Annotated in this window: 18 protein-coding genes; all 18 read right to left on the bottom strand. The window is 71.0% G+C overall.

The genetic code is table 11. The features are described 5' to 3' along the window. Positions 1-167: 167 nt before the first annotated feature. The 18 genes from AB0A90_RS10060 to AB0A90_RS09975 all read right to left on the bottom strand — a co-directional run bounded on the left by AB0A90_RS10060 (position 168) and on the right by AB0A90_RS09975 (position 23,620). The gene (locus AB0A90_RS10060) at positions 168-2,273 is read right to left on the bottom strand and encodes a ThuA domain-containing protein (RefSeq protein WP_357244694.1); all 2,106 of its coding nucleotides are present in this window, start codon (positions 2,271-2,273) and stop codon (positions 168-170) included. Between the two features lie 75 nt (positions 2,274-2,348). After that, the gene (locus AB0A90_RS10055; protein WP_357244691.1) at positions 2,349-5,201 is read right to left on the bottom strand and encodes a PQQ-dependent sugar dehydrogenase; all 2,853 of its coding nucleotides are present in this window, start codon (positions 5,199-5,201) and stop codon (positions 2,349-2,351) included. Between the two features lie 216 nt (positions 5,202-5,417). Further along, on the bottom strand, positions 5,418-6,485 hold the full coding sequence (locus AB0A90_RS10050; protein ID WP_357244689.1) for a polyprenyl synthetase family protein: 1,068 nt from the start codon (positions 6,483-6,485) through the stop codon (positions 5,418-5,420). After that, entirely contained in the window at positions 6,482-7,888 is a 1,407-nt protein-coding gene (locus AB0A90_RS10045) for a nucleotide pyrophosphatase/phosphodiesterase family protein (RefSeq protein WP_357244686.1), read from the bottom strand. The genes AB0A90_RS10050 and AB0A90_RS10045 overlap by 4 nt, the downstream gene beginning before the upstream one ends. Continuing rightward, positions 7,885-9,084: a metabolite traffic protein EboE gene (eboE, locus tag AB0A90_RS10040; protein ID WP_357244683.1), complete on the bottom strand. Its 1,200-nt coding sequence runs from the start codon at positions 9,082-9,084 to the stop codon at positions 7,885-7,887. The genes AB0A90_RS10045 and eboE overlap by 4 nt, the downstream gene beginning before the upstream one ends. Next, the gene (locus AB0A90_RS10035) at positions 9,084-9,941 is read right to left on the bottom strand and encodes a TatD family hydrolase (protein ID WP_357244680.1); all 858 of its coding nucleotides are present in this window, start codon (positions 9,939-9,941) and stop codon (positions 9,084-9,086) included. The genes eboE and AB0A90_RS10035 overlap by 1 nt, the downstream gene beginning before the upstream one ends. A 1-nt stretch (position 9,942) precedes the next feature. Continuing rightward, positions 9,943-10,551, bottom strand: coding sequence for an EboA domain-containing protein (locus tag AB0A90_RS10030; protein WP_357244677.1), 609 nt, complete (start codon positions 10,549-10,551; stop codon positions 9,943-9,945). A 64-nt stretch (positions 10,552-10,615) separates the two neighbouring features. Further along, on the bottom strand, positions 10,616-11,593 hold the full coding sequence (locus tag AB0A90_RS10025) for a sugar phosphate isomerase/epimerase family protein (protein WP_357244674.1): 978 nt from the start codon (positions 11,591-11,593) through the stop codon (positions 10,616-10,618). Next, positions 11,590-12,543, bottom strand: a complete 954-nt coding sequence (locus tag AB0A90_RS10020; protein ID WP_357244671.1) for an SCO3242 family prenyltransferase — start codon at positions 12,541-12,543, stop codon at positions 11,590-11,592. The genes AB0A90_RS10025 and AB0A90_RS10020 overlap by 4 nt, the downstream gene beginning before the upstream one ends. Continuing rightward, positions 12,527-13,693 carry an inositol-3-phosphate synthase gene (locus AB0A90_RS10015; RefSeq protein WP_357244668.1) on the bottom strand — a complete coding sequence of 389 codons (1,167 nt, stop codon included), beginning with the start codon at positions 13,691-13,693 and terminating at the stop codon, positions 12,527-12,529. Before AB0A90_RS10015 ends, AB0A90_RS10020 begins: the two co-directional genes overlap by 17 nt. A gap of 624 nt (positions 13,694-14,317) precedes the next feature. Further along, a complete protein-coding gene (locus AB0A90_RS10010; RefSeq protein ID WP_357244665.1) occupies positions 14,318-15,526 on the bottom strand; it encodes a Gfo/Idh/MocA family oxidoreductase in 1,209 nt (402 codons plus the stop codon). Positions 15,527-15,546: 20 nt separating this feature from the next. Continuing rightward, positions 15,547-16,599 carry a substrate-binding domain-containing protein gene (locus tag AB0A90_RS10005; RefSeq protein ID WP_357244662.1) on the bottom strand — a complete coding sequence of 351 codons (1,053 nt, stop codon included), beginning with the start codon at positions 16,597-16,599 and terminating at the stop codon, positions 15,547-15,549. Between the two features lie 98 nt (positions 16,600-16,697). Then, the gene (locus tag AB0A90_RS10000) at positions 16,698-17,825 is read right to left on the bottom strand and encodes an ABC transporter permease (RefSeq protein ID WP_357244658.1); all 1,128 of its coding nucleotides are present in this window, start codon (positions 17,823-17,825) and stop codon (positions 16,698-16,700) included. Continuing rightward, the gene (locus tag AB0A90_RS09995; protein ID WP_357245185.1) at positions 17,822-19,330 is read right to left on the bottom strand and encodes a sugar ABC transporter ATP-binding protein; all 1,509 of its coding nucleotides are present in this window, start codon (positions 19,328-19,330) and stop codon (positions 17,822-17,824) included. Before AB0A90_RS09995 ends, AB0A90_RS10000 begins: the two co-directional genes overlap by 4 nt. Positions 19,331-19,464: 134 nt before the next feature. Continuing rightward, complete coding sequence (locus tag AB0A90_RS09990; protein ID WP_357244655.1) at positions 19,465-20,643, bottom strand: ROK family protein; 1,179 nt, start codon at positions 20,641-20,643, stop codon at positions 19,465-19,467. A 271-nt stretch (positions 20,644-20,914) separates the two neighbouring features. After that, positions 20,915-21,934, bottom strand: coding sequence for a YihY/virulence factor BrkB family protein (locus tag AB0A90_RS09985; RefSeq protein WP_357244651.1), 1,020 nt, complete (start codon positions 21,932-21,934; stop codon positions 20,915-20,917). A gap of 69 nt (positions 21,935-22,003) precedes the next feature. Continuing rightward, the gene (locus tag AB0A90_RS09980; protein ID WP_357244648.1) at positions 22,004-22,813 is read right to left on the bottom strand and encodes an ABC transporter permease; all 810 of its coding nucleotides are present in this window, start codon (positions 22,811-22,813) and stop codon (positions 22,004-22,006) included. A gap of 9 nt (positions 22,814-22,822) precedes the next feature. Then, positions 22,823-23,620 (bottom strand): ABC transporter permease, encoded by a 798-nt coding sequence (locus AB0A90_RS09975; protein WP_357244645.1) that lies wholly within the window; start codon positions 23,618-23,620, stop codon positions 22,823-22,825. Positions 23,621-23,660 lie beyond the last annotated feature (40 nt).

Here is a 23,660-nt window from a genome sequence, read left to right as displayed (position 1 = left end):
CGGCTACGTGGTTCGTGTGGTAGGCCTGTAGTCGCTGCTGGTGGTGTTTGTCGGCCCGCTTACACACGACCGGGGGCCCGGGCGGGGGTGGGGGTGGGGGTGGGGGTGGGGGTGAGCCGGGAGGGGGCCGACGCCTGTGGGCGTCGGCCCCCTCCCGTTCTAGCTGGTTAGGGCAGGGTCCACTTCTGGTTGGCCGCGCCGAGGCAGGTCCAGAGGTGTACGGCGGTGCTGTCCGCCGAGTTGTTTCCGGAGACGTCGAGGCACTTGCCCGACGACGGGTTGCGCAGGCTGCTGTCGGAGGACTGGGCCGCCCAGTTCTGCGCGGCGCTGCCGTTGCAGGTCCAGAGCTGGATCTTGGTGCCGTTGGCGGTGGCACCACCGTTGACGTCCAGGCACTTGCCGAGCGCCTTGATGGTCGAGCCGGACACGGTCCAGTTCTGTGCCGTGCCGCCGTTGCAGGTGTAGAGCTGGATCTGGGTGCCGTCGGCGGTACCGCCGCCGCGCACGTCCAGGCACTTGCCCGCCAGGCCCTTGATCGGGCCGACGCCGGGGGTGCCGCCGCCCTTGACCAGGGTGAAGTCGTCCAGGTCGAAGAGCCCCGTGCCGCTACCGGTGAAGGTGAGGTAGAGGTTCTGGGTGCTGGACGGGACGTTGGCGAGCGCGGTGGTGACGTTGGCGTACGTGGACCAGCTGCCGGTGTTGGGCACCGCGACAGTGCCGAGCACCGGGCCGGTGGCCGAGCCGGTACGCACCTGGATGGCGCCACCCGCCCCGCCGGAGACGACCCGGGCCGTGAACGAGGTGACCCCGGTCAGGTTGACCCCGTTGTACGCGGCCCAGTCACCCGGCTCGATGTAGCCGAGGGTCTGCCCACCGTTGGCGCCCTCCTTGGTGAACGCGGAGACGCCGTTGGCCGAGCTGAACGCCTCGGCCTGGATCGTGCCGGTGGGCGTCGGGGTGGTGCCCAGCTCCTTGATCCGGATGTTGCGGAACGCGACGTCGTCACCGGTGCCGTGGTTCTGGATGCCGATGTGGCCGGCGAGGGAGCGGACCGGGTCGGTGTTGGTGAAGTCGTTGATCTTCACCCCGTTGAGCAGGACCTGTAGCCGCTCGCCCTCGACCAGCAGCTCGTAGGTGTTCCACTCCCCCGGCGCGTTCAGCGCCGCGTCACGGGCGGCGGTGTCGGCGGCCTTGTACGTGTAGACCGCGCCGGTGGTGCGGTCGACCGCGTCGGTGGCGTCGATCTGGACCTCGTAGCCGTTGTTGATCGCCGACTGCGGGTCACTCGACGGCGGGAAGCCGATGAAGATGCCGGAGTTGTCGTCCCCGGCCATCTTCCAGTCGAGCTTCAGCGAGTAGTTGGTGAACTGCTTCGCGTTGTACCAGAACAACCCCATGCCGCCCACCGAGGTCAGGGTGGCGTCGGAGTTGGCAAAGTTACCTGGGCCGGCCTGCGACCAGCCGGTCGTCGAGCCGTTGTAGAGCGGGGTGTAACCGGTCTCCGGCCGGCAGTCGGCCTTGCTCCGACCGGAGGCGTACCGGATGCCACCGAGCAGGTGGGTCCGGAACGCCGGCTCCGCGTACGACGCCTGGGTGTGCCCGGCCCCGGTGTAGAAGGACCGGCCGCCGTTGTAGCTCTTGCACCAGCTCAACGGGTGGTCGGCGCCCATGCCGCCGCCGGAGTACGAGGACTCGTCGAGCGTGGCGAGCACGTGGGCGGTCGAGCGGGCGTTGGTCCGGTAGTTGTACCACTCGTCGGTGCGGGTCCAGGTCTGCGGCAGGTGGCCGGTCGCGGCGTGCCCCCGGTCCTCCACCTTGACGTTGGCCTGCTGGATCGCCGGGTGCGAGGCGAACCACGCGCCCACCAGGTTGCCGTAGAACGGCCAGTCGTACTCGGTGTCCGAGGCCGCGTGCACGCCCACGTAACCGCGACCGGAGGCGATGTACGACTCGAAGGCGGTCTGCTGGCTGGCGTTCAGCACGTCGCCGGTGGTGTTGAGGAAGACGACCGCCTCGTACTGGGCGAGGTTGGCGGTGGTGAACGTGTTCGCGTCCTCCGTGGCGGTGACCGTGAAGTTGTTCGCCGCGCCCAGGTCCCGGATGGTCTGGATGCCGACCGGGATCGCGTCGTGCCGGAACCCGGCGGTCTTGGAGAAGACCAGCACGTCGTACGGGGCGTCGGCGGCGCTGGCCGGGCTGGCCGGGGTGGTGCAGGCGATGACGGCGAGTGCGGCCAGGGCCGCACCGAGGACGGGTCGCAGGCGTCTGCGCATATCGCTCTCCTAACTGTGGTTAGGAAGGGCCCCTCGCCCTACCGTAGGCGGTGACGAGGGGCCCCACCACTCAGCTCAGGGCAGGATCCACTTTTGGTTGGCCGCGCCGAGGCAGGTCCACAGGTGGACCGCCGTGCTGTCGGCGGAGCTGTTGCCGGAGACGTCGAGGCACTTGCCCGACGCCGCGTTGCGTAGCGTGCCGTCGGCCTGGGCGGCCCAGTTCTGCGCGCCGGTCCCGTTGCAGGTGTACAGCTGGATCTTGGTGCCGTCGGCGGTGCCGGCGCCGGCGACATCCAGGCACTTACCCAACGACTTGATCGTGGAGTTCGGCGTGACCGCCCAGGTCTGCGCCGCACTGCCGTTGCAGGTGTAGATCTGGATCTGCGTGCCGTCGGCGGAGGACGCGTTGCGGACGTCCAGGCACTTGCCACCCAGACCCTTGATCGGGCCACTGCCGCTGGTGGCGGTGCCGGTGACGAACGTGAACGCGTCCAGGTCGTAGAGCGCCCCGGTGCCCGACCCGGCGAAGGTCAGGTACAGCGTGGTCGTACCGGTCGGTGGGCTGGTGATCGTGCCGGTCACGGTGGCGAAGGTTTCCCAGCCGCCGGTCACCGGGACCGTGGCCGAGCCGAGCACCGTGCCGGTGGCCGAGCCGGCCCGGACCTGGAGGGTGCCACCGGCACCCGCCGAGGAGACCCGGGCGGTGAACGAGGTCACGTTGCCCAGCCGGTACGGCTGGAACGCGATCCAGTCGCCGTTGTTGATGTCACCGACGGTCTTGCCGCCCTCGGCCGTGGCCTTGCTGAACACGTTGACCCCGGACGAGGTGCCGAAGAACTCGGCCTGCCGGTGCCGCGGCGGCAGCGTGTGCTGGGTGTGCGTGGTCAGGCCACCGGCATCGGTGTACTCGGCGTCGAAGATCGCGAAGATGTTCGCCGCGTCGTCGTGCTCACCGTCGACCGGGATGGTGATCGAGCCGGAGCACCCGGTCTTCGAGGTGATCTGGTGCCCGTGCTGGTCGTGCCCGAGCACGTAGGTCATCTTGACCTTCGTGCAGTCGATCGTGCCGTCCTCCGGGTCGGTGACCGTGATGCTGTAGGGCACCGTGTCACCGAAGCTGAACAGTTGGCCGTTGCCGGGGTTGTTGATGGTGACCGTGGGCGCGGTGTTGCCGACACTGATCCGTACGCTGCTGCTGCCGGTGGCGCCCTGCGGGTCCCGCACGGTCAGCGTGGCGGTGTAGGTGCCGTTCGTGGAGTACGTCTTCGTCGGGTTGGCGGCGGTCGAGCTGGTCCCGTCACCGAAGGCCCACGAGTACGTCAGCGTGCCGCCCTCGGGGTCGGACGAGCCCGCCGAGGAGAACGTCACCGCGAGCGGTGCCGCACCGGAGGTCCGGTTGGCGTTGGCGACCGCGGTCGGTGCCCGGTTCCCGCTGCCGACGTAGTCGAAGCGGTAGAGCGCCGAGTTGGCGTCGCCGTTGAAGTAGCCGGTGCCGTAGTCGAGCACGTAGTACGCGCCGTCCGGGCCGAACGCCGAGTCCATCACCTGCTTGCCGACCCAGGGGAAGGTGTCGATGGCACCCCGGGAGCCGTCGGAGTTGACGTGGATCGGCTTGATCCAGCCCCGGCCGAACTCGGTGGCGAAGAACTGCCCGTCGAACGACTGCGGGAACTTGGTGGTGGAGGTCGACGAGGCGTTGTACCGGTAGACCGGGCCACCCATCGGCGACTCGGAGCCGCCGCCGAACTCGGTCGGGGTGCCGGCGTCGCCCGCGTACCGGATCCAGGCGGGCTGGGCCGGCGGCAGGGTGGTCAGGCCGGTGTTGCGGAACGAGTTGTTCGTCGGCCCGCTGGCGCAGTTGTACTTCGCCCCGCTGGCGTTGCTGGCGAAGTCCCACTCGTTGTACGTCTCGGTGGAGGTGTTGGTGCCGGTGCAGTACGGCCAGCCGTAGTTGCCCGGCGCGGCGACCCGGTTGAACTCCACCTGGCCGGACGGCCCGCGGGTGGAACTGGTGGTGCCGGCGTCCGGCCCGTAGTCACCGACGTAGACGACTCCGGTGGCCTTGTCCACGCTGATCCGGAACGGGTTGCGGAACCCCATCGCGTAGATCTCCGGCCGGGTCCTGGCCGTGCCGGGCGCGAACAGGTTGCCCGAGGGGATGGAGTACGAGCCGTTGGCGTTCACCTTGATCCGCAGGATCTTGCCGCGCAGGTCGTTGGTGTTGCCGGCGCTGCGCTGCGCGTCGTACCCCGGGTTGCGGTTGGTGCGCTCGTCCAGCGGCGAGTAGCCGGCGGACTCGAACGGGTTGGTGTCGTCACCCGTGGACAGGAAGAGGTTGCCGGCGGCGTCGAAGTCGATGTCCCCACCGACGTGGCAGCACAGCCCACGGTCGGCCGGCACGTCGAGCACGTCGACCTTGCTCGACTGGTTGATCGTGAAGTCGGCGTTGAGGGTGAACCGGGAGAGGCGGTTCACTCCCTGCCAGGCGGAGAAGTCGGTGCCGGTGGCCGGCGCGTCGCCGCCGGGGGTGGAGAGCGGCGGCGCGTAGTAGAGGAAGATCTGCCGGTTGCTGGCGAAGTTGGGGTCGACCCCGACGCCCTGCAACCCCTCCTCGTCGTGGTTGTAGACCGGCAGGGTGCCGACCACTGAGGTGGTGCCGCTCGCGTCGGTGCGGCGCAGGGTGCCGTTGCGGGCGGTGTGCAGGACCGAGCGGTCCGGCAGCACGGCCAGCGACATCGGCTCACCCATGTCGGTGACGCCGCGGGCGAGTTCGACCTGCTGGAAGTCGGTGGCGACGATCGTGTGCGCCTGCGCGGGGGCCGAGCCGGCGGCGAATGCGACAGTGCCGGCGGCGACCGCCAGCAGCAGCGCCGATCCGGCGGAGGACCATCGTCGAGATCGATGGTGTGGAGCGTCCTTGATGGACATGTGTGCTGCCCCTTCCTGACGAGTGACTGCCAGGCGGGCGCGCGCCGTCGCGCCGGATGCCGTAGCGGTGAGGGTGGTCGATGGGTTACCGCGCCGCCGGTTCACCTCGACGAAACATTGTCGTGTTGGTCACGACACTAAGTTGCGAGTGTCGATGTGTCCATACCTTCCGGTGGTTCTACGCCAACTTTCGTCGATCCGTTCGAAAGTCGGCGATCACGCGTGGCGGTCGATCGCCTGTCCGGCCAGCGCAATCAGCGCCGCGCGCGCCTCGTCCACCACCAGGGCGCTCTCCAGGGCACCGAGCGCGGCCTCGGTCCGGACCCGGATCATCTGCTCGATCCGGGTCCGGGCACCGGTCTCCTCGATGATCCCGCGCAGTTCCGCAGCACCCTCGGCGTCCAACGCCGGGTTGCCGAACAGCTCCCGCAGCCGGACGGTCTGCGAGCGGTCGGCCGCACTGCGGGCCAACGCCATCATCACGGTCGGCTTGCCCTCACGCAGGTCGTCCAGGATCGACTTGCCGGTGATCGCCGGGTCCCCGAAGACGCCCAGCACGTCGTCGCGGAGTTGGAAGGCGTCACCCAACGGGTCACCGAACTCACCCAGCGCGGCGATCAACTCCGGCCCCGCGCCGGCCAGGGCCGCCCCGATCTGCAACGGCCGGGTCACCGTGTAGCGGGCCGCCTTCATCCGGATCACGGTGAGCGCGCTGGCCACCGAGCCGTCACCCACACCCGAGACCAGGTCCAGGTACTCCCCCGCGATCACCTCGGTGCGCATCAGCGCGAACACGCCGTACCCGCGGTGCACCTGTTCGGTGCTCAGCCCGCACTCGTGGAACATCTGATCCGACCAGGCCGCACAGAGGTCCCCGCAGAGCAGGGCGGTGTTGCGCCCGTACGCCTCGGGGTCACCGCGCCACGCCGAGCGGGCGTGCAGGTCGGCGAAGAGCCGGTGCACCGACGGCTCGCCCCGGCGGCGGTCGCTGCCGTCCAGGATGTCGTCGTGGATCAGCGCGAACGCGTGGAACAGCTCCAGCGCGGCGGCGGCCACCACGATCGGGGTGCCGTCGGGCGCCCCCGCCCCGCGCCAGCCCCAGTAGCAGAACAGCGGGCGGATCCGCTTCCCGCCGGCCAGCACGAACCGTTGCAGGGCGGTGAACACCCCGCGGGGCGCGCCGTCGGGCCAGTCCGGACCCTGCCGTTCGAGGAACCCGGCCAGCTCGGCGTCGAAGCGTGCCCGCAGCCCGCTGGCGTCGGCGGGCGCGACGGTAACCGTCACGACCCCTCCCCCGGCCCGCCGTCACGCAGCCCGGCCAGCTCCAGCAGCAGCTCCTTGACCTCGGTCGCGGCGATCTTGTCCCGGGCCGCCGCCGGGTCGGAGCAGAGCAGCACCGGGGCGTCCGCCGGGTCGTCCGGCAACCGGCCGTGTGAGCCCTTCACCGCCCGCGCACCGGCGTCCAGGCCGACCGCGCTCATCAGGTACCGCATGCCGAGCTTCTTGCGGGCCAGGGCCACCCCGGCGCGGGCCTTCGCGGCACCGGGGTTGGCCGGGTCGAAGAACAACTCGGCCGGGTCGTAACCCGGCTTGCGGTGGATCTCCACCAGCCGGGCGAAGTCCGGTGCCCGGTCGTCGTCCAGCCAGTAGTAGTAGGTGAACCAGGCGTCCGGCTCGGCCACCAGCACCAGCTCACCGGCGCGCGGATGGTCCAGCCCGTGTGCGGCCTTGCCGTCGGCGTCGAGCACCTCGGCCACGCCGGGCAGGCCGGCGCAGAGCTTCGCCACCGCCGGCACGTCGGCCGGGTCCTTGACGTAGACGTGCGCGATCTGGTGGTCGGCGACCGCGAACGCCTTCGACGTCCACGGGTCGAGGTACTCCATGCCGGCCTGCGTGTGCACCCGCAGCAGCCCCTCGGAGCGCAGCAACCGGTTGACGTCCACCGGCCGGGACACGTCGGTGATGCCGTACTCGGACAGCACCACCACTGTGGCGTCCCGGGCGCGGGCGGCGTCCAGCAGGGGACCGAGCACCGCGTCCAGCTCGGCCGCGGCGGCGGCGGCCTGGGCCGACGACGGGCCGAACCGTTGCAGGTCGTAGTCCAGGTGCGGGACGTAGACCAGGGTCAGGTCGGGTGACACGTCGGCGAGGATCTGCTCGGCCGCCTGGCAGATCCACCGCGACGACGGCAGCCCGGCGGTCGGTCCCCAGTAGGTGAACAGCGGGAACGTGCCCAGCCGCCCGGTGAGCGCGTCGTGCAGCTCCGGCGGGTCGGTGTAGCAGTCCGGCTCCTTGCGCCCGTCGGCGTAGTAGACCGGTCGGGGCGTCACCGTCCAGTTGACGTCCGCGCCCATGGCGTACCACCAGCAGACGTTGGCCACGGTGTAGCCGGGCTCGGCCTTGCGGGCCGCCTGCCAGAGCTTCTCCCCGCCGACCAGCGCGTTGTGTTGCCGCCACAGCAGCACCTCGCCCAGCTCCCGGAAATACCACCCGTTGCCGACGATCCCGTGCCCGCTGGGCGGCTCGCCGGTGAGGAAGGTGGACTGCACCGAGCAGGTCACCGCGGGCAGCACGGTGCCCAGCTCGGCCCGGAAGCCGCCGTCGGCGACCCCGCGCAGCCGGGGCATGTGCGCCAGTAACCGTGGGGTCAACCCCACCACGTCGAGGACCACCAGTCGCCGGCTCATCGCGTCACCCCCATGCTCACGGTTCGCTCTGCGGTCAGGCCGAGGCCGACCAACTCGTCTCGGGCGAAGGCCAGCTCCGCGGCGATGCCGGCGGCCAGCTCCGCGTCGGTGCCGGGCCGTCGCGCGGCGGGCAGCACCCCCCAGGTGTACGTCTCGACGTCGAGGTGGTCACAGCCGGCGGTCGGCGCGTCGAAGAGCGCTCTCAGGGCCGTGCGGAGCACCGGCAGGGTCGAGCCGAGCGGCTCCTCGGGTGGGGCGTGCAGGGGCACGTGATAGTGCACCCGCCACGGGCCGGGCAACTCCCGGTCCAGTGCCTCGTCCAGGTCGTCGGCCGCGTACGCCGGGTCGGCCGGGTCGGCCCCGCCCGCGCAGCCGGCGCCCCGGGTCTGGTGCAGGAACCGCGGCTCCACCCAGCGGCGCAGCGCGTCGGCCCCGCCGGCCGGGTCGGCCGCCTCGACGGCGGCGGAGACCTGCACCTTCACCACCGGCAGCCCCGCCGCCCGCAGACGCTCCAGGGCCTCGGCCGGCTCCTCCCAGGCGCAGGCCAGGTGGGCCAGGTCGACGCAGACGCCCAACCGCTCGGTGTCCATCCCGGACAGCAACTCGGCGGCCTGGGCCGTGCTCTCCACCACGCAGCCCGGCTCCGGCTCGAAGGCGACCCGCACCTCGCGGCCGGTGTCGCGCTGCACGGCGGCCAGGCCGGCGGCCAACTGGTCCAGCCGGCCGCGGGCCGCGTCGGCCCGAGCGGTGTCCCAGGGTTGACGCCAGGCCAGTGGCAGCGTGGAGATCGAGCCCCGGGCCGCGTCGTCGGGCAACAGGTCGGCGAGCACCCGGGCCAGGTTCAGGGTGTACGTCAGGCGCTGCTCGGTGGTCCAGTCCGGGTGGTAGACGTCCTGCTTGACCACCGGGGCCTGGAAGGCCGCGTACGGGAAGCCGTTGAGGGTGACCACCTCCAGCCCGCGCGCGTCCAGCTCGGTGCGTAGCCGGCGGCGCAGCGTCGGGTCGGCGGCCAACTCGGCGGCGACCGGGGCGGCCAGCCACAGGCCGAGCCCGAGCAGGTCACTGCCGAGCGCCTCGCGCACCGGCACGGCGTAGGTGTCCAGTTGACCGAGGATGCCGGCGAGGTCCTCGGCGGGGTGCACGTTCGTGCAGTAACTGAGGTGGACCGTGTCGCCACCAGCGTGTCGCAGCCGCATCAGCTGCCGCCGCGCAGGATCGAGTTGCCCGTCTGCGGGTCCACCTTCTCGGCGACGTCCAGGTCGCTGAGGTCGAGCCGGCCGGACTGCCCGTAGAACTCCACCGGGTTGCGCCACAGCACCGCGTCGACCTCGTCGTCGCTGAACCCGGCCAACAGCATCGCCTCACCGGTGGCCCGGGTCAGCAGCGGGTCGGAGCGTCCCCAGTCGGCCGCCGAGTTGACCAGCATCCGGTCCGTGCCGTACTCGCGCAGCAGCTCGACCATCCGCTGCGGCGTCATCTTGGTGTCCGGGTAGATGGAGAAACCCAACCAGCAGCCGCTGTCCCGGACCAGCTTGACGGTCACCTCGTTGAGGTGGTCGACCACCACCCGACCGGGCTCGATGCCGGATTCGGCGACCACGGCGAGGGTCCGTTCGCATCCGCGCGCCTTGTCCCGGTGCGGGGTGTGCACGAGCGCCGGCAGGTCGTACGCCACCGCGAGGGCGAGCTGCGCGGCGAACGCCTCGTCCTCCTCCGGCGTCATCGAGTCGTACCCGATCTCACCGACCGCCACCACCGCGTCCTTATCCAGGTAACGGGGCAGCAGGTCGAGGACGGGACGGCAGCGCGGGTCGTTGGCCTCCTTGGGGTTCAGGGCCACGGTGGCGAAGTGCCGCACCCCGAACTGCCCGGCCCGGAACGGCTCCCAGCCGATCAGCGAGTCGAAGTAGTCGGTGAACGAGGCGGCGCTGGTGCGTGGCTGACCCAGCCAGAACGACGGCTCCACCACGGCGCGTACACCGGCGGCGGCCATCCGTTCGTAGTCGTCGGTGGTGCGCGAGGTCATGTGGATGTGCGGGTCGAAGATACGCATGTCACGCCTCTCGGGGCAGTGCGGCGGTGAGCCGGTCGAGCAGTTCGGTGGCGTCGGCGGGCAGGTCCCGGCCGGCGGCGTGCCGCTCGGCGGCGAGCGCCGCCAGCATCGCGGCCAACTCCCCGTCGGCTCGGGTCTCCAGGTCGGCGACCACCGCCAACGGCACACCGCTGAACACGCACTTGAGCACGGCCTGGCGCCAGGCGGCCGGGTCGAGGTGCCGGGCGTACGGGCCGAGGGCCGCACCCACCAGCCGGGTGTCGTTGGTGCGGATCGCGTCGTGCAGCAGCGGCACCCCGGCGGCGCCGATCGGCAGCAGCGGCAGGGCCCGCAGCACGGCTCGCCGTTCGGCCGCGTCACCGTGCTGGTAGAGGCTTTCGGCGTACGCCGCGTGGTCGCCGGGCAGGCTGGTGAGCAGCAGCACGCGGGCCGCGTCGTCGGCGGTCCAGCCGGGGGCGTCGGGCAGCGCGGCCCGACCGCAGCGTCGTCCGGCGGCGGGGAAGAGCCGGGTGATCGCGGTGGGCTCGGTCGTGACCCGGCGCAGCGCCGTGTCCAGCCAATCAGGATCCGGTACGCCTCGCAGCGCGGCCCGTAGTGAATCCGGTGTCATCCCGTCTCCTCCCTCGTGCTGCTGTGCAGCTCCGCAGGTGCCCGACCGCGTCCTTTGCTCTGCTTCACTCCACGCGACGGTCGGTGTCCGGATCTGTCGCGTCCGTTGGTGCAGAGCTGAGGGCCTTGGCAGGCACCTCCTGTCGCCGGCGGTCACCGCCTGTCGAGGTGGCCGCCGCGGCGCGCAGGAAATCGATGGACCGGGCGGCCACGTCCGGTGCGGCGTGCGAGTCGCGGGGCAACTCGACGGCGACCAGGCCGCGGTAGCCGGCCTCGGCCAGGGCGGCCAGCACCGGCGGGAAGTCGATCTCGCCGGTGCCGAACTCCAGGTGCTCGTGCACGCCCCGGCGCATGTCGTCGATCTGCACGTTGACCAGGTGGTCGGCCACCTCCGCGACGCACTGCGGCACGGGCCACGGCTCCAGGCAGCGGCAGTGGCCGATGTCGAGGGTGATGCCGAACCGGGCCGGGTCGCCGAGGGCCGCGCGCAGCCGACGCCAGTCGGCGATGTCCTGCACCAACATCCCCGGCTCGGGCTCGAAGCCGAGGGTGACGCCGGCGGTGTCGGCCGCGTCGACCACCGTGGCGCAGCCGGCGACCAACCGGTCCCAGGCGCACTGCGGCGACACCGTGTCGGGTCGGACGCCGGCCCAGAACGAGACCGCCTCCGCGCCCAGGTCGGCGCCGATCCGGACGGCCCGGCGCAGGAATTCGATCCGCCGGGTCGGGTCGTCGTGCAGCAACGTCGGGGCGTGTTTGTGCCACGGGTCGAGCAGGTACCGGGCTCCGGTCTCGATCACCACCGCCAGACCCAGCTCCTCCAACCGCCGACCGAGGACGGCGACCCGGCGTGCGAGCCCGGGCGCGAACGGGTCCAGGTGGTCGTGGTCGAGGGTGAGTGCCACCCCGTCGTACCCGAGCTCGGCGAGGACGGCGAGCGCGTCGTCGAGTCGGTGGTTGGCGAAGCCGTTCGTGCCGTACCCGAGGCGCAGCGTCGTGGCGTCGGCCGTCGGCGGTGCGGGTCGGGGGTGGGGAACGGTCATGTCGGGGAGACTTTCCGGGCCAGGCGTCGACCCAGCGGCGCGGCCGCCGCGACCGCCAACCCGAGCAGGCCGGCGCCGCCGCGGGCGGTGAGCGCTCCCTGGAGGGCGGGAAGTCCGGTGATCCCCGCGCCGACCGCGGCGCGAACCCGCCCGGCCGACGGGTCCCGGATCACCTCGGCCTGGGCCGCGCCGTAGCGGGCGGCATACCACCCGGCCAGCACGACGGGCAGCACGGCCGCGACCCCGGCCGATCGGGTGCGACTCACGCGCGCGCCGACCTCGTCGGTGGCCCGACCCTGGACGGTGGCACCGCTGTGGTCGGCGGCTCGGGCAGCCGCACGCCGGGCCTGCGGGATGGCGGCGCTGGCGGCGACGAGCGCGGTGCCCGCGAGGGTGCGCATCGGCAGGGCCGCGTCGGCGCCACTGACCTCCCGGCGGGACAGCGCGGTGACCGTCCAGGTGTGCGCGGCGACGGTGACCGCCGCCGGCAACGCCCTGGTCATCCGGCCGCCGGACGCGCCGAGCAGCACATCCAGCCCCCGGCAGGCGGCCATCACGGCCGGCCCGGCGGCGGTGTTCTTGGCCAGCAGGTCGTACCCCCAGATGGTGGCGGCCAGCGGCACGGCGAGCGCGGCGGCGCGGCGACCGCCCACGGCGGCGGCCAGGCCCACGCCGGCGGCCGTGAGGCCCGCCGCGAGACCGACCGCGGCGGCCGGGGTGACCCGCCCGCTGGGGATCGGCCGCTCGGGCCGCTCCACGGCGTCCAGGCCCCGGTCGGCCCAGTCGTTGGCGGCCATGCCGGCCCAGTAGAGCAGCACCGAAGCGCCGGCCAGGGCGGGGGTACGCGAACCCAACGCGCCGGCTGCCGCCGCTCCGGCGACCACGTCACCGGGTACGGAGAGCGCCGCCGGCGCCCGGACCAGCTCGGCGAGGTCAGCCAGCGTGGTCATCGGCACCGTCCGCGCCGGCGTGCAGCAGCCGCGTGAAGTCGGTCAGCCGGGCCCACTGCTCGCCCAGTGAGTGGCTGGGCGTGCCGAGCGGGTCCTTGAAGAAGAAGCCCAGCTCGGTCAGCGGACCCACGTGCCCGGCGGCGTGCGCGGCGGCGGTGAGCCGGGCCAGGTCGAGCACCAGCGGCGCGGCCAACGCGGAGTCGCAGCCGTGCCAGGTGAACTCCATCCGCATGCCGGTGCCGAGGAAGCCGGCGAAGGTGATCAGATCCCAGGCGGTCTTGAAGTCGCCGAGCTCTTCGACGTACTCGATGCGGGTGCCGCCCTGCGGGACGTAGCCCAGCGTCTCGCCGAGCACCCGCTGCTTGCTCTGCACCTTCGCGGCGTTCGCGGCCGGGTCGGCGAGGGTGGCGCCGTCGCCACCGCCGAGCAGGTTGAACCCGGACCAGGAGCGCACGTCCAGGTTGCGCATCGCGAACATCGGCGCGAGCACCGACTTGACCAGGGTCTCCCCGGTCTTGCCGTCGTGCCCGGCGTACGGCAGGCGAGCCTCGTCGGCCAGCGCGGCGAGCGCCGGCAGGCGCAGCCCGGTGGACGGGGTGAAGTCGACGTACGAGCAGCCGGCCAGCAGTGCCGCGTACGCGTAGAGGGAGCTGGGTGGCAGCACCTCGTCCGGACCGGTGAGCGCGGCGCGCAGCGCGTCGGGGTCGGCGTGCCCGGGATGCGGTGGCGGGGTGGCTTCGGTGGCGGAGACGTTGACGACCACCACCCGGTCCAGCCCGTGCCGCTCGCGGAAGCTGGTGAGGTCGCGGACCACGGCTTCGGCCCGGTCGGCCTGGGTGTCGCCGACCGGGGCGGGGCGCAGCTCCTGCTCGACCACGCCCAGCTCGTCGCGGAGCGCGGCGACCAACCGCCAGGGGATGACGCCGCTGTCGGCCAGCGCCTCGGCGCGCTTGCCCAACGGGGTGGTGGCCAGGTCGTGTCCGCCGAAGACCAGATCGGCGAAGGCCGGCAGGGCCGGGCCGCGCAGCTCGGGAAGCTCGGTGACGCAGCCGGTGGGTCCGGCCAGACCTGCTCGCAGCGCGAGCCCTCCGACGATGCTGGTGGTCGCGACTGAACCACGCGCTCCTATCAGCCAGACACCTGTTCGCATGGTGCTCCTTCCCCGTTCTCGAGGAATCGTCGGTACCGCTAAATATAGGGATATCAGAATATTGTTCGGAAAGATATGGGCCGTGGCTGGATGGGCCCCGCCCGCCCGCCCCGCACCGGAACGACACCGGTTTCCGACGTCGGCGTCGGCGGCGACGACGCCGGACCGGCTCCCGGTACGGGTGCGGGCAGACGGGGCTGGTAGGCAGGGTCGGGTCGGCGTCTCGACCCTGCCTCCCCCGCATCCGACCGACCGGGGCGTTGGCAAGCCCCGACCGGGCGTCTCAGGCCGCCGTGCCCACCTGGTGACCGACCGCGGCACGACCCGCCGGAGACCGGCGAGCGGATGCGGTACGGGTGGGGGCAGCAGCGGGCGGTGCGATCAGGTTCTGGATTTCCACAAATGGTGGCGGTCCTCCGGTGCGGCCGGGGAATCCCGGTCCGGCCACACCGGACGACCGTCCTGCTCGTGCGCCACCGGGCCGTACGGTCCGGCTGCACGCTCTCCGTTGCCAACCTCGTCCCGGCCGCGGGGCGCAATCCGCGGTCGGTCCCTCGCCGGTCGGCGTCGGAAAGCCGGTTGGGCGACGGCGGTGCGAACACCGCCATCGCGGATGGTCAACTGTCAGGCGGCGGCTGTGACCAGCGCCGTTTCCACCTCGGTCCAGGAGGAGCCGAGCTCCGCCGAGCGGGTCACCGCGTCCAGCACCAACTGGACCTGCAACGCGTCGGCGAAGGAGGGAGTCGGGTCGACGCCGGTGGCGACCGCCTCGATGAAGTCGCGCATCTCGTGGGTGAACGAGTGCTCGTAGCCGATGATGTGGCCCGGAGGCCACCACGCCGACATGTACGGGTGGTCGCCCTCGGTCACCAGGATGCGGGTGAAACCCTGTTCCACGCTGGGCCGGGTGGCGTCGTAGAACTCCAGCTCGTTGAGCCGCTCCAGATCGAAGATCACACTGCCCAGCGAGCCGTTGATCTCGACGCGCAGCGCGTTCTTGCGACCGGTGGCGAACCGGCTCGCCTCGTACGTGGCCAGGGCGCCACCGTCGAGCCGGGCCACGAAGACCGCGGCGTCGTCGACGGTGACCAGTCCGGTGGGCGCCGAACCGCCGTCCACACTGGCCGCCAGCCCGCTCGACTCGGCCGGCAACGGCCGCTCCTTGACGAAGGTCTCGGTGACCGCGCTGACCCCACTGATCCGCTGACCGGTGACGAACTGGGTCAGATCGATGATGTGCGCACCGATGTCACCGAGCGCGCCGGAGCCCGCCCTGTCCTTCTGCAACCGCCAGACCAGCGGGAACTGCGGGTCCACGATCCAGTCCTGCAGGTACGTCGCACGGACGTGTCGAATCACCCCGAGTCGTCCGTCGGCGACCATCTGACGCATCATCGTGACCGCGGGGACCCGGCGGTAGTTGAACCCGCACATCGATCGCACTCCGGAGGCCCGGGCCGCGTCCGCCGCAGCGGTCATCGCCCGTGCCTCCGCCACCGTGTTGGCCAACGGCTTCTCGCACAGGACGTGCTTGCCGGCGGCCAGTGCGGCGAGGGCGATCTCGGCGTGACTGTCACCCGGTGTGCAGATGTCGACGACGTCGATGTCGTCCCGGCTGATCAGGTCTCGCCAGTCCGTGGTGGACGCGTCCCAGCCGAGACGATCGGCGGCTTCCGCCACCTTCGTTGTGTCTCGACCGCAGATCAGCGCCATCCGGGCCCGCGCCGGCAGGTCGAAGACGCGGTTCACGGTGCGCCACGCCTGTGAGTGCGCGGCGCCCATGAACGCGTAGCCGACCATGCCGACCCGCAGTTCTTTGTCTGTCGTGGACAAGGTGGGTCTCCCCCCGTATGTCAGAACCCGAGCTTGTCGTAGCTGCTCGCGTTCTCCTTGGTGATCGTCTCCGAGGCCAGCGTCACTTCCTTGGGCACCTGCAGCTCCGTCAGGTCGCCCAGGCCCCGACCCTGCGCGATGAGCCGCGCGAGCGAGATCGCCGAGGAGGCCATCGACGGGTTGTAGGTGACCGTGGCCTTCAGCACGCTGTTGTCGGCCTTGATGGCGTCGATCGCGAGCTTGGAGCCCGCGCCGCCGACCATGAAGAACTCCGACCGGTTGGCCTGCTTGATGGCCGCGAGCACACCGATGCCCTGGTCGTCGTCGTGGTTCCAGATCGCGTCGATCTTCGGCAGCGCCTGGAGCAGCTGGGCCGCCTCGCGCTGACCGCTGTCCGAGGTGAACTCGGCCGAGCGGCGGTTCTTCACGGTGAAGCCGTAGGTCGCCAGGGCGGCCTTGAAGCCGTTGCTGCGCTCGACGGTCAGCGGGATCTCCAGGCCGGCGATCTCACCGATGACCGGGTTGGTGACGCCCTTGTCCTTGAGAATCTTGCCGATGTAGTGCCCGGCCGACACGCCCATGCCGTAGTTGTCGCCCTTGATCACCAGCCGGGAGGCCAGCGCGTCGGGGAACGCCCGGTCGAGGTTGACGATCGGGATGCCCGCCTGCATCGCCTGGAGGGCAACGGCGTTGACCTCCTTGCCGTCGTGCGGCAGCACGACGATGATGTCCGGCTTCTGGGCGATCAGCGTGCCGAGCGTGGAGCGCTGGGCCTCCGAGTTCGAGCCGCCGTCGACCTCCTTGAACTCCACGTCGGAGTACGCGGCGGCCTGCGCCTTGGCGTTGGCGTGGATCGCGCCCATCCAACCGTGGTCGGCGGCCGGGGCGGAGAAGCCGATGACGACCCTCTTGCCCGGGGCGTTGTTGCCTTCGGCGTTGCCGGCGGCCTTGGTCTGGGTGCTGGCCGCCGGGGTCTCGTTGCTGGTGCAGGCGGTCAACAGGGTGGCGGCGCCAACTGCGGCTCCACCGAAGAGCAACCGGCGGCGCGACACGTCGCGACTGTGCTGGGTCATGAACGACCTCCTGGGAGCGGGATTTGAGTGAGTAAGGGTGTGCGGGGTCCGGCCGGTGTCGAATTTCTCGACCTGGCCAGGGACATCGGTGCGGTGCGTCAGGTTGCGGTGGTGACCCTGTTCCGCGCGAAGAGCCGGGTGACGGACTTGAACTGGAACTGCTGGATCAGGACGGCGGCGACGATGATGCCGCCCTTGACCATGTTCTGCGCCTCGATGGAGAGGCCGTTGATGGCGAAGAGGTTGGTGATCGTGGCGAAGATGATGACGCCGAGCAGCGAGCCGACGATCGTGCCCCGGCCACCGCTGAGCAACGTCCCGCCGATGATCGCCGCGGCGATCGCGTCCAGCTCGTACAGGTTGGCCATCGCCGCCTGCGCCGAGGTGGCCTGCGAGGTGAGCATGATCGCCGCGATGCCGCAGCAGAGACCGGAGAGCGCGTAGAGCAGCATGGTGTGCCGCCGGACGTTGATGCCGGCCAGCCGGGCCGCTTCCGGGTTGCCGCCGACGGCGATGGTCCGCCGGCCGAAGGTCGTGCGGTTGAGCAGGACCCAGCCGGCCAGCACCACCGCGCCCAGGATGTAGACGAGGATCGGGATACCGATGATCTTGCGGGCCGCGATGTCGTTGATGACGGTGCTGGTCGACACCTGGGTCTGCTTGTTGGAGATCGACGCCGCGAGACCGCGGGCCGCCACCAGCATCGCGAGCGTCGCGATGAAGGGGACCAACTTTCCGTACGAGATGAGCACACCGTTGACCAGGCCGACGCAGATGCCGACCACGAGGGCGGTGAAGATCATGCCGCCGGCGCCGTAGCTCTGGGTGGCCACCGTGGTGCACCAGACCCCGGCCAGCGCGACGATCGCACCGACCGACAGGTCGATGCCACCGCCGATGATCACGAAGGTCATCCCGACCGTGACCACGCCGACGACCGAGGCGAGTTGCAGGATCGCCAGCACGTTGTTCCAGACCCAGGTCGGGTCGCCGTACAGGTCCGGCTTGGTGATCGCGCCGACCAGGATCAGCGCGGCCAGCACTCCGATCAGACCGAGGTTGCGCTTCGCGCCGTCACCGCCGTCGCCGCGCCACCAGGAAAGGCGGCCCGCCGACCCTGCCTTCTTGCTGGCCACCGCCGTCTCCGCCGGGTCCACCGGCGGCGACTGGGCCGGAAGCTGCGGGCGCTCCGGTGTCGCGGTGGGAGTGGGAGTCGCGTCGCTCATGCCGGTGCGCCTTCCATCAAGGACCCCGCCATCACGAGGTCGAGCACAGTGTTCTCGTCGAGTTCGCCGGCCGCTGCTTCACGCACGACCCGCCCTTCCCGCATCACCAGCACCCGGTCGGCCAGACCCAGCACCTCGGGCACCTCGCTGGAGACCAGCAGCACCCCGACGCCCTGCGCGGCCAAACCCCGGATGACCTGGTAGAGCTCAGCCCGGGCGCCCACGTCCACGCCCCGGGTGGGCTCGTCGAGCAGCAACAGCTTGGTGCCGCCGAGCAGCCACCGCCCGACCACCACCTTCTGCTGGTTGCCGCCGGACAGCGTGCGTACCGGCCGGTCGACGTCCCGGGGCCGCAGCTCCAGGCTCTCCGCGATCCGGTCCGCCTCGGCGCGCTCCTTGGCGGCGTTGGTGAAGCCGAGCCGCGCGTACCGGCCGAAGGTGGCCAGCGTGACGTTGCGGTAGATCGGTTCGCCGAGCAGCAGCGCCTGACTCTTGCGTTCCTCCGGGGCCATCCCCATGCCCGCCCGCACGGCGGCGCCGACGCCGGGACGCAGCGCCTTGCCGTTCATCCGGACCGAGCCGGCCTCCGCGAGACGGGCGCCGTAGATGGTCTCCAGCAGCTCGGAGCGGCCGGAGCCGACCAGCCCCGCAATGCCGACGATCTCCCCGGCCCGCACGTTCAACGAGACGTCGGCGAACTCACCGGTGCGGGTCAACCCCTCCACCTGGAGCAGGTCGGCGCCGGCGGGGTCCTCGGCCGGCCGGTCCGGGAAGACGTACTCGATGGTGCGGCCGGTCATCCGGCTGACCAGATCGCGGGTCGGGGTTTCGCGCGCCGGCAGGTTCGCCGCCGTGGTCCGACCGTCCTTGAGTACGGTGACCCGGTCACCGATCTCGCGGATCTCCTCCATGCGGTGGGAGATGTAGATGACGGCGATGCCCTGCGCGGTCAGCTCGCGGATGATCCGGAACAGGTTGCCGACCTCGTCGTGGGCCAGCACCGCGCTCGGCTCGTCCATGATGATCAGTCGGGCCTCGTGCGAGAGCGCTCGGGCCATGCTGACGATCTGCTTGCCGGCGGCCGGCAGCGACCGGACCATCCGGCCGGGCGGGATCTCACCGTGGCCGAGCCTGCTGAGGATCTGCCGGGTGTGCCGGGCCATCCGGCCGCGTCGGACGAACCCGAAGCTGCGGTACTCGTGCCCGAGGAAGGCATTCTCCGCCACCGACAGGTCCTCGACGAGGTCGAGCTCCTGGTAGATGGTGGCGATTCCGGCCTTCATCGCGGCCTGCGGGTTGGTGAACGTGGCCGGCTCGCCGCGCCACTCCACCTGCCCGGAATCCGGTTGGTGCACGCCGGAGAGCACCTTGATCAGGGTCGACTTGCCGGCGCCGTTCTGCCCGAGCAGGCAGTGCACCTCGCCGGCACGCACCTCAAGCTGCACACCGTCGAGTGCGCGTACGCCGGGGAACGTCTTGACGACATCGGTGAGGCGCAGGACCACCTCGCCCGCGACGGTGTCGGCGGGAGCCTCGACCAGCGGTGCCTCGGCGACGGCCTCGGCCGACGCGGTGGCGGGGTCATCCTCGGGCAGAGCCACAGTCTCCTCCTCGCTCACGACAGGATTTCGGTCAGGGTTCATGCGGCTTCCCCGAAGGCGACGTCGCCGGCGAGCACCGCCGCGCCGGTGACACCGGCACGTCCACCCAGCTCGGACAGCACGACCGGCAGGTTGCCGGTGGCCAGCGGCAGCGACCGGCGGTAGACCACACTGCGGATCTCGGCGAGCAGGATGTGCCCCAGTTGGGCCAGCCCGCCGCCGATCACGATCATCGAAGGGTTGGTGAAGCTGACCAGGCCGGCGAGCACCCCACCGACCCGTCGTCCGCCGTCCCGGATGAGCTGGATGCAGGTCACGTCGCCCTCGACGGCGCCCTCGGCGACGTCCAGCGCGGTCACGATCCCCCGCAGGGCCAGCCGCTCGGCCAGCGCCGGCGACGTCCCACTGCGGGCGGCGGTCGCGGCGTCCTTGGCCAGCGCGGCGCCGCTGAACAGCGCCTCCAGGCAGCCGACGTTGCCGCAGGAGCACATCGGGCCGTGCGAGTCGACCTGGATGTGGCCGATGTCGCCGGCGCAGCCGTCGGTGCCCCGGTAGACCTCGCCGGCGAGGTAGATGCCGCACCCGATGCCGGTGCCGATCTTGATGAACAGGAAGTCGTCCACCGAGTGGGCGACCCCGCCGTGCCGCTCACCGATCGCCATGATGTTGACGTCGTTGTCGACCACCGCCGGGCAACCGTGCTCCCGGCTGAGCAGCTCGCGCACCGGATACCGGTCCCAGCCGGGCATGATCGGCGGCGAGACCGGAACGCCGTCGCGGAAGCTGACCGGACCGGGTACGCCGATGCCCACCGCGTCCAACCGCTCGTACGCGCCGTCGACCCGGGCCTTGTGCAGCAGCTCGTTGACCCGTTGCAGGGTCACCTTCGGTCCGTTGCGGATGTCGGCCGGCTCGGTGTAGTGGGCGACCGGTTCGAGGCGGCCGTTGACCACCTCGATGTCCATCGAGCTGGCACCGAGGTCGACCGCGGCGAAGCGCAGCTTCGGGTTCAACTCGACCAGGGTGGAGCGTCGTCCACCCCGGGAGGCGGCGAGCCCCGCCTCGGCGACGTAACCCAGTGCGACCAGACGATCCAGCTCGGCCAGCATGCGCGGGCGAGGCATCTGGAGTCGGTCGCCCAACTCGGCGCGGGAGACGGCCCCCTCGTCGCGGAGCAACCGCAACAGCCGTACGTGCAGGGGGTCGACGGTGCGCACCGGGGGTCACCTCTTCATTGGCATCGTTCACATCGACGCAATGTCGAAGTGTTGTGTCCGACACAGTAGGAGCGCTCTGCACCGCGTGTCCAGAGCTTCAACCGTTCCGAGATGAACTTTTGTCCGAAAGAACAAAAGCTACTAGTCGATCAAGAAAAGGATCACGGGCCGCCCGCGTCCGCTCGCCCGCAGTTGCATCGACACACACGAAAATGCCCCGCCGACCAATGGCTGGTGGCGGGGCGGTTTCGGGTTTGCGGTGCGGGAACCGTCAGCGGCGGCCGGCGGCGTTGCGCTTCTTGCGGAGCTTGCGGTCGTCGCGCAGCTCGACGTACGGCTCGTCGTCGACTCCATGGCCGGCCGCGATGGCACGGCCCCGCTCCAACTCGGCGTCGAACTCGGCACCCAGCAGGATCGCGATGTTGCTCAGCCACAGCCAGACCAAGAAGATGATCACACCGGCCAGCGCCCCGTACGTCTTGTCGTACGAGCCGAAGTTGCTCACGTAGAGGGCGAACAGACCGGAGATCACCAGCCAGATCACCACGGCCAGCACCCCACCCGGGCTGACCCAGCGGAAACCGCCGTGCCGGGCGTTCGGTGAGGCCCAGTAGAGGATCGCGAACATCAGGCTGACCAGGATCAACAGCACCGGCCACTTGGCGACGTCCCACACCGTGACCGCGGTCGCGCCGAGGCCGACGACGTCCCCCACCGCCTCGGCGAGGCGGCCGGTGAAAACCACGATCACCGCGCTGACCAGCAACAGCGCCCCGACCACCGCGGTCACGCCGAGACGGATCGGCAGCGTCTTCCAGATCGGCCGCCCCTCCGGCACGTCGTAGATGCTGTTCGAGGCGCGCATGAACGCGCCGATGTAGCCGGACGCAGACCAGAACGCGGCCACCACACCGATGATCGCCGCGACGCTGGCCAGACCGCCGTTCTTGTCCGCCGTGGTGATCGCGTCGGTGATGATCTGCTGGATGTTGCCCTCCGGCACCGCCTGGTCGACGGTGTCCTTGACCCCCTCGGTGGCACCCGTGCCCAGCAGGCCGAGGATCGAGATCAGCACCAGCAGGCCGGGGAAGATGGACAGCACCCCGTAGTAGGTGAGCGCCGCCGCCCAGTCGGTCAGGCTGTCGTCCTGGAATTCGCTGACCGTGCGCCGCAACGCCGCCTTCCAGCCGCTGCCGGGCAGATCGGTGGGGCTGTCCGGCCCCGCGTCGGGTCCGACCGGCGCACTGGCGTCGGCAGGCGTCCGGCGGGCGGCAGACTCGTCCGAGGCCATCGCCCCTCCTCATCGTCGGTGGTGGTGGTGTCACCTCCGACATGCCCCGTGGACCGGCGCCGATAACCCCTACTGGTAGAGCAACCTGCCCATCCGGCGCGACGCCACCAGCAGGCCGGCCGCCAGCACCGCCAGCAGGTAGAGCACGTCGAGCAGCCAGAGCCAACCCCCGGTGCCCAGCGCGAGGCCACGGATGAGGTGCACCGACCGGTACAGCGGGGTGATCTCGACCAGCCAGTGCAGCAGGGTCGGGTACGCCTGCGCCGGCACGAACGTGCCGGAGAAGAGGAACAGGGTGAACTGCGCGGAGGCCACCAGGTCGAAATCCTGCCAGCTGCGCATGAAGGTGGAGACCGCCATGCCGAGCGCCCCGAACGTGAACCCGACAAGCACCGCGGCCGGCAGGGCGGTTAACGCATGGGTGACGCTGGTCAGATCCAAGGCGATCATCACGCCGAGGAACGCGGCCGAGTAGGCGCTGCCCCGCAGCATCGCCCAGCCCAGCTCACCGAGGGCGATCTCGAACGGCCGTACCGGGGTGGCGATCATCCCGTCGTACAGCTTCATGTACTTCATCTTGCCGAAGAAGTTGAAGGTGGTCTCGGAGAGCGCCCCGGTCATCGCCGAGGAGGCCAGCATCGCCGGAGCCACGAACTCGGCGTACGGCACCAGCCGCCCGTCGGGCAGCGGCAGGTCGCCGATCAGCGTCCCGACGCCCACGCCGATGGAGAGCAGATAGAGCAGCGGTTCCAGGAAGCCGGAGAGCAGGAGCAGCCAGTAGACCGACTTCAGCGCCGCGACGTTGCGCCCCACCACCGACGCGGACCGCCGGGAGGCCGAGGAGACGTCCACCAGCCGGGGCAGGAGCAGCGTGACCACGGGATCTCCCTAGACGACGAGCTTGCGGCGGAAGGCGCGCAGCGCCAACAGCCAGCCGACACCGGCCCACGCGGCCAGGTAGAGCAGGTGCCCGGCGATCGACCACTGGGGGACGACCCCGAGCGTGGCCGCGCGGCAGAGGTCGACGGCGTGCCACAGCGGCGTCGCGTACGCCAGCCACCGCAGCGCGTCGGGCAGCGACTCCACCGGGAAGAACACCCCGGCGAAGAGCGTCATCGGGATGACCGCGAACCGGAACAGCATCGCCAGCCAGTTGTCGGTGGACACCCAGGCGGTGTACGCGAAGACCGGCGCGGCAACGGCCAGCCCCAGCAACGCCACCACCGGCAGGGTGGCCACCGCCCACGGCGAGCGCAACGCCCCGAACAGCCCGGTGACCAGCAGGAACGCCGCGATGGTGGTGAGCACCCGGAACAGCACGAAAGCCAGGTGCCCCAACACGATGTCGCCCACCCGCAGGGGCGAGGCGCTCTGCGCGAAGTAGGTCTTGACCCACTGGAAGTTGCTGAACACCGGCCAGGTCGAGTCACCGACCGCCACCTGCAGCGCGGTCGAGGCGATCAGCCCGGGGACCAGCCAGTCGAGGTAGCGCACCCCGTCGACGCCCTGGTCGACGTAGGCGCCGACGCCCATCCCGAAGCCGACAACTGTCAGCACCGGCAGCAGGAACGAGGAGAACACCCCGGCCCGCCAGGTGCGACGAAGACCGACCAGGTAGTGCTCGAACACCGCCCAGGCCGGCACCCACGGCAACCGCGCCCGCCCCGCCACACGCACCACGACCACCCCCGTCCCCGACCTTCCTACCCCCGGGGTACGACAGGCC

This window comes from Micromonospora sp. NPDC049204 (genome assembly GCF_040647935.1).
Classification (GTDB): domain Bacteria; phylum Actinomycetota; class Actinomycetes; order Mycobacteriales; family Micromonosporaceae; genus Micromonospora.
The sequence above is the reverse complement of the archived record's forward strand: the minus strand, read 5'-3'. Positions and strand labels throughout refer to the sequence as shown.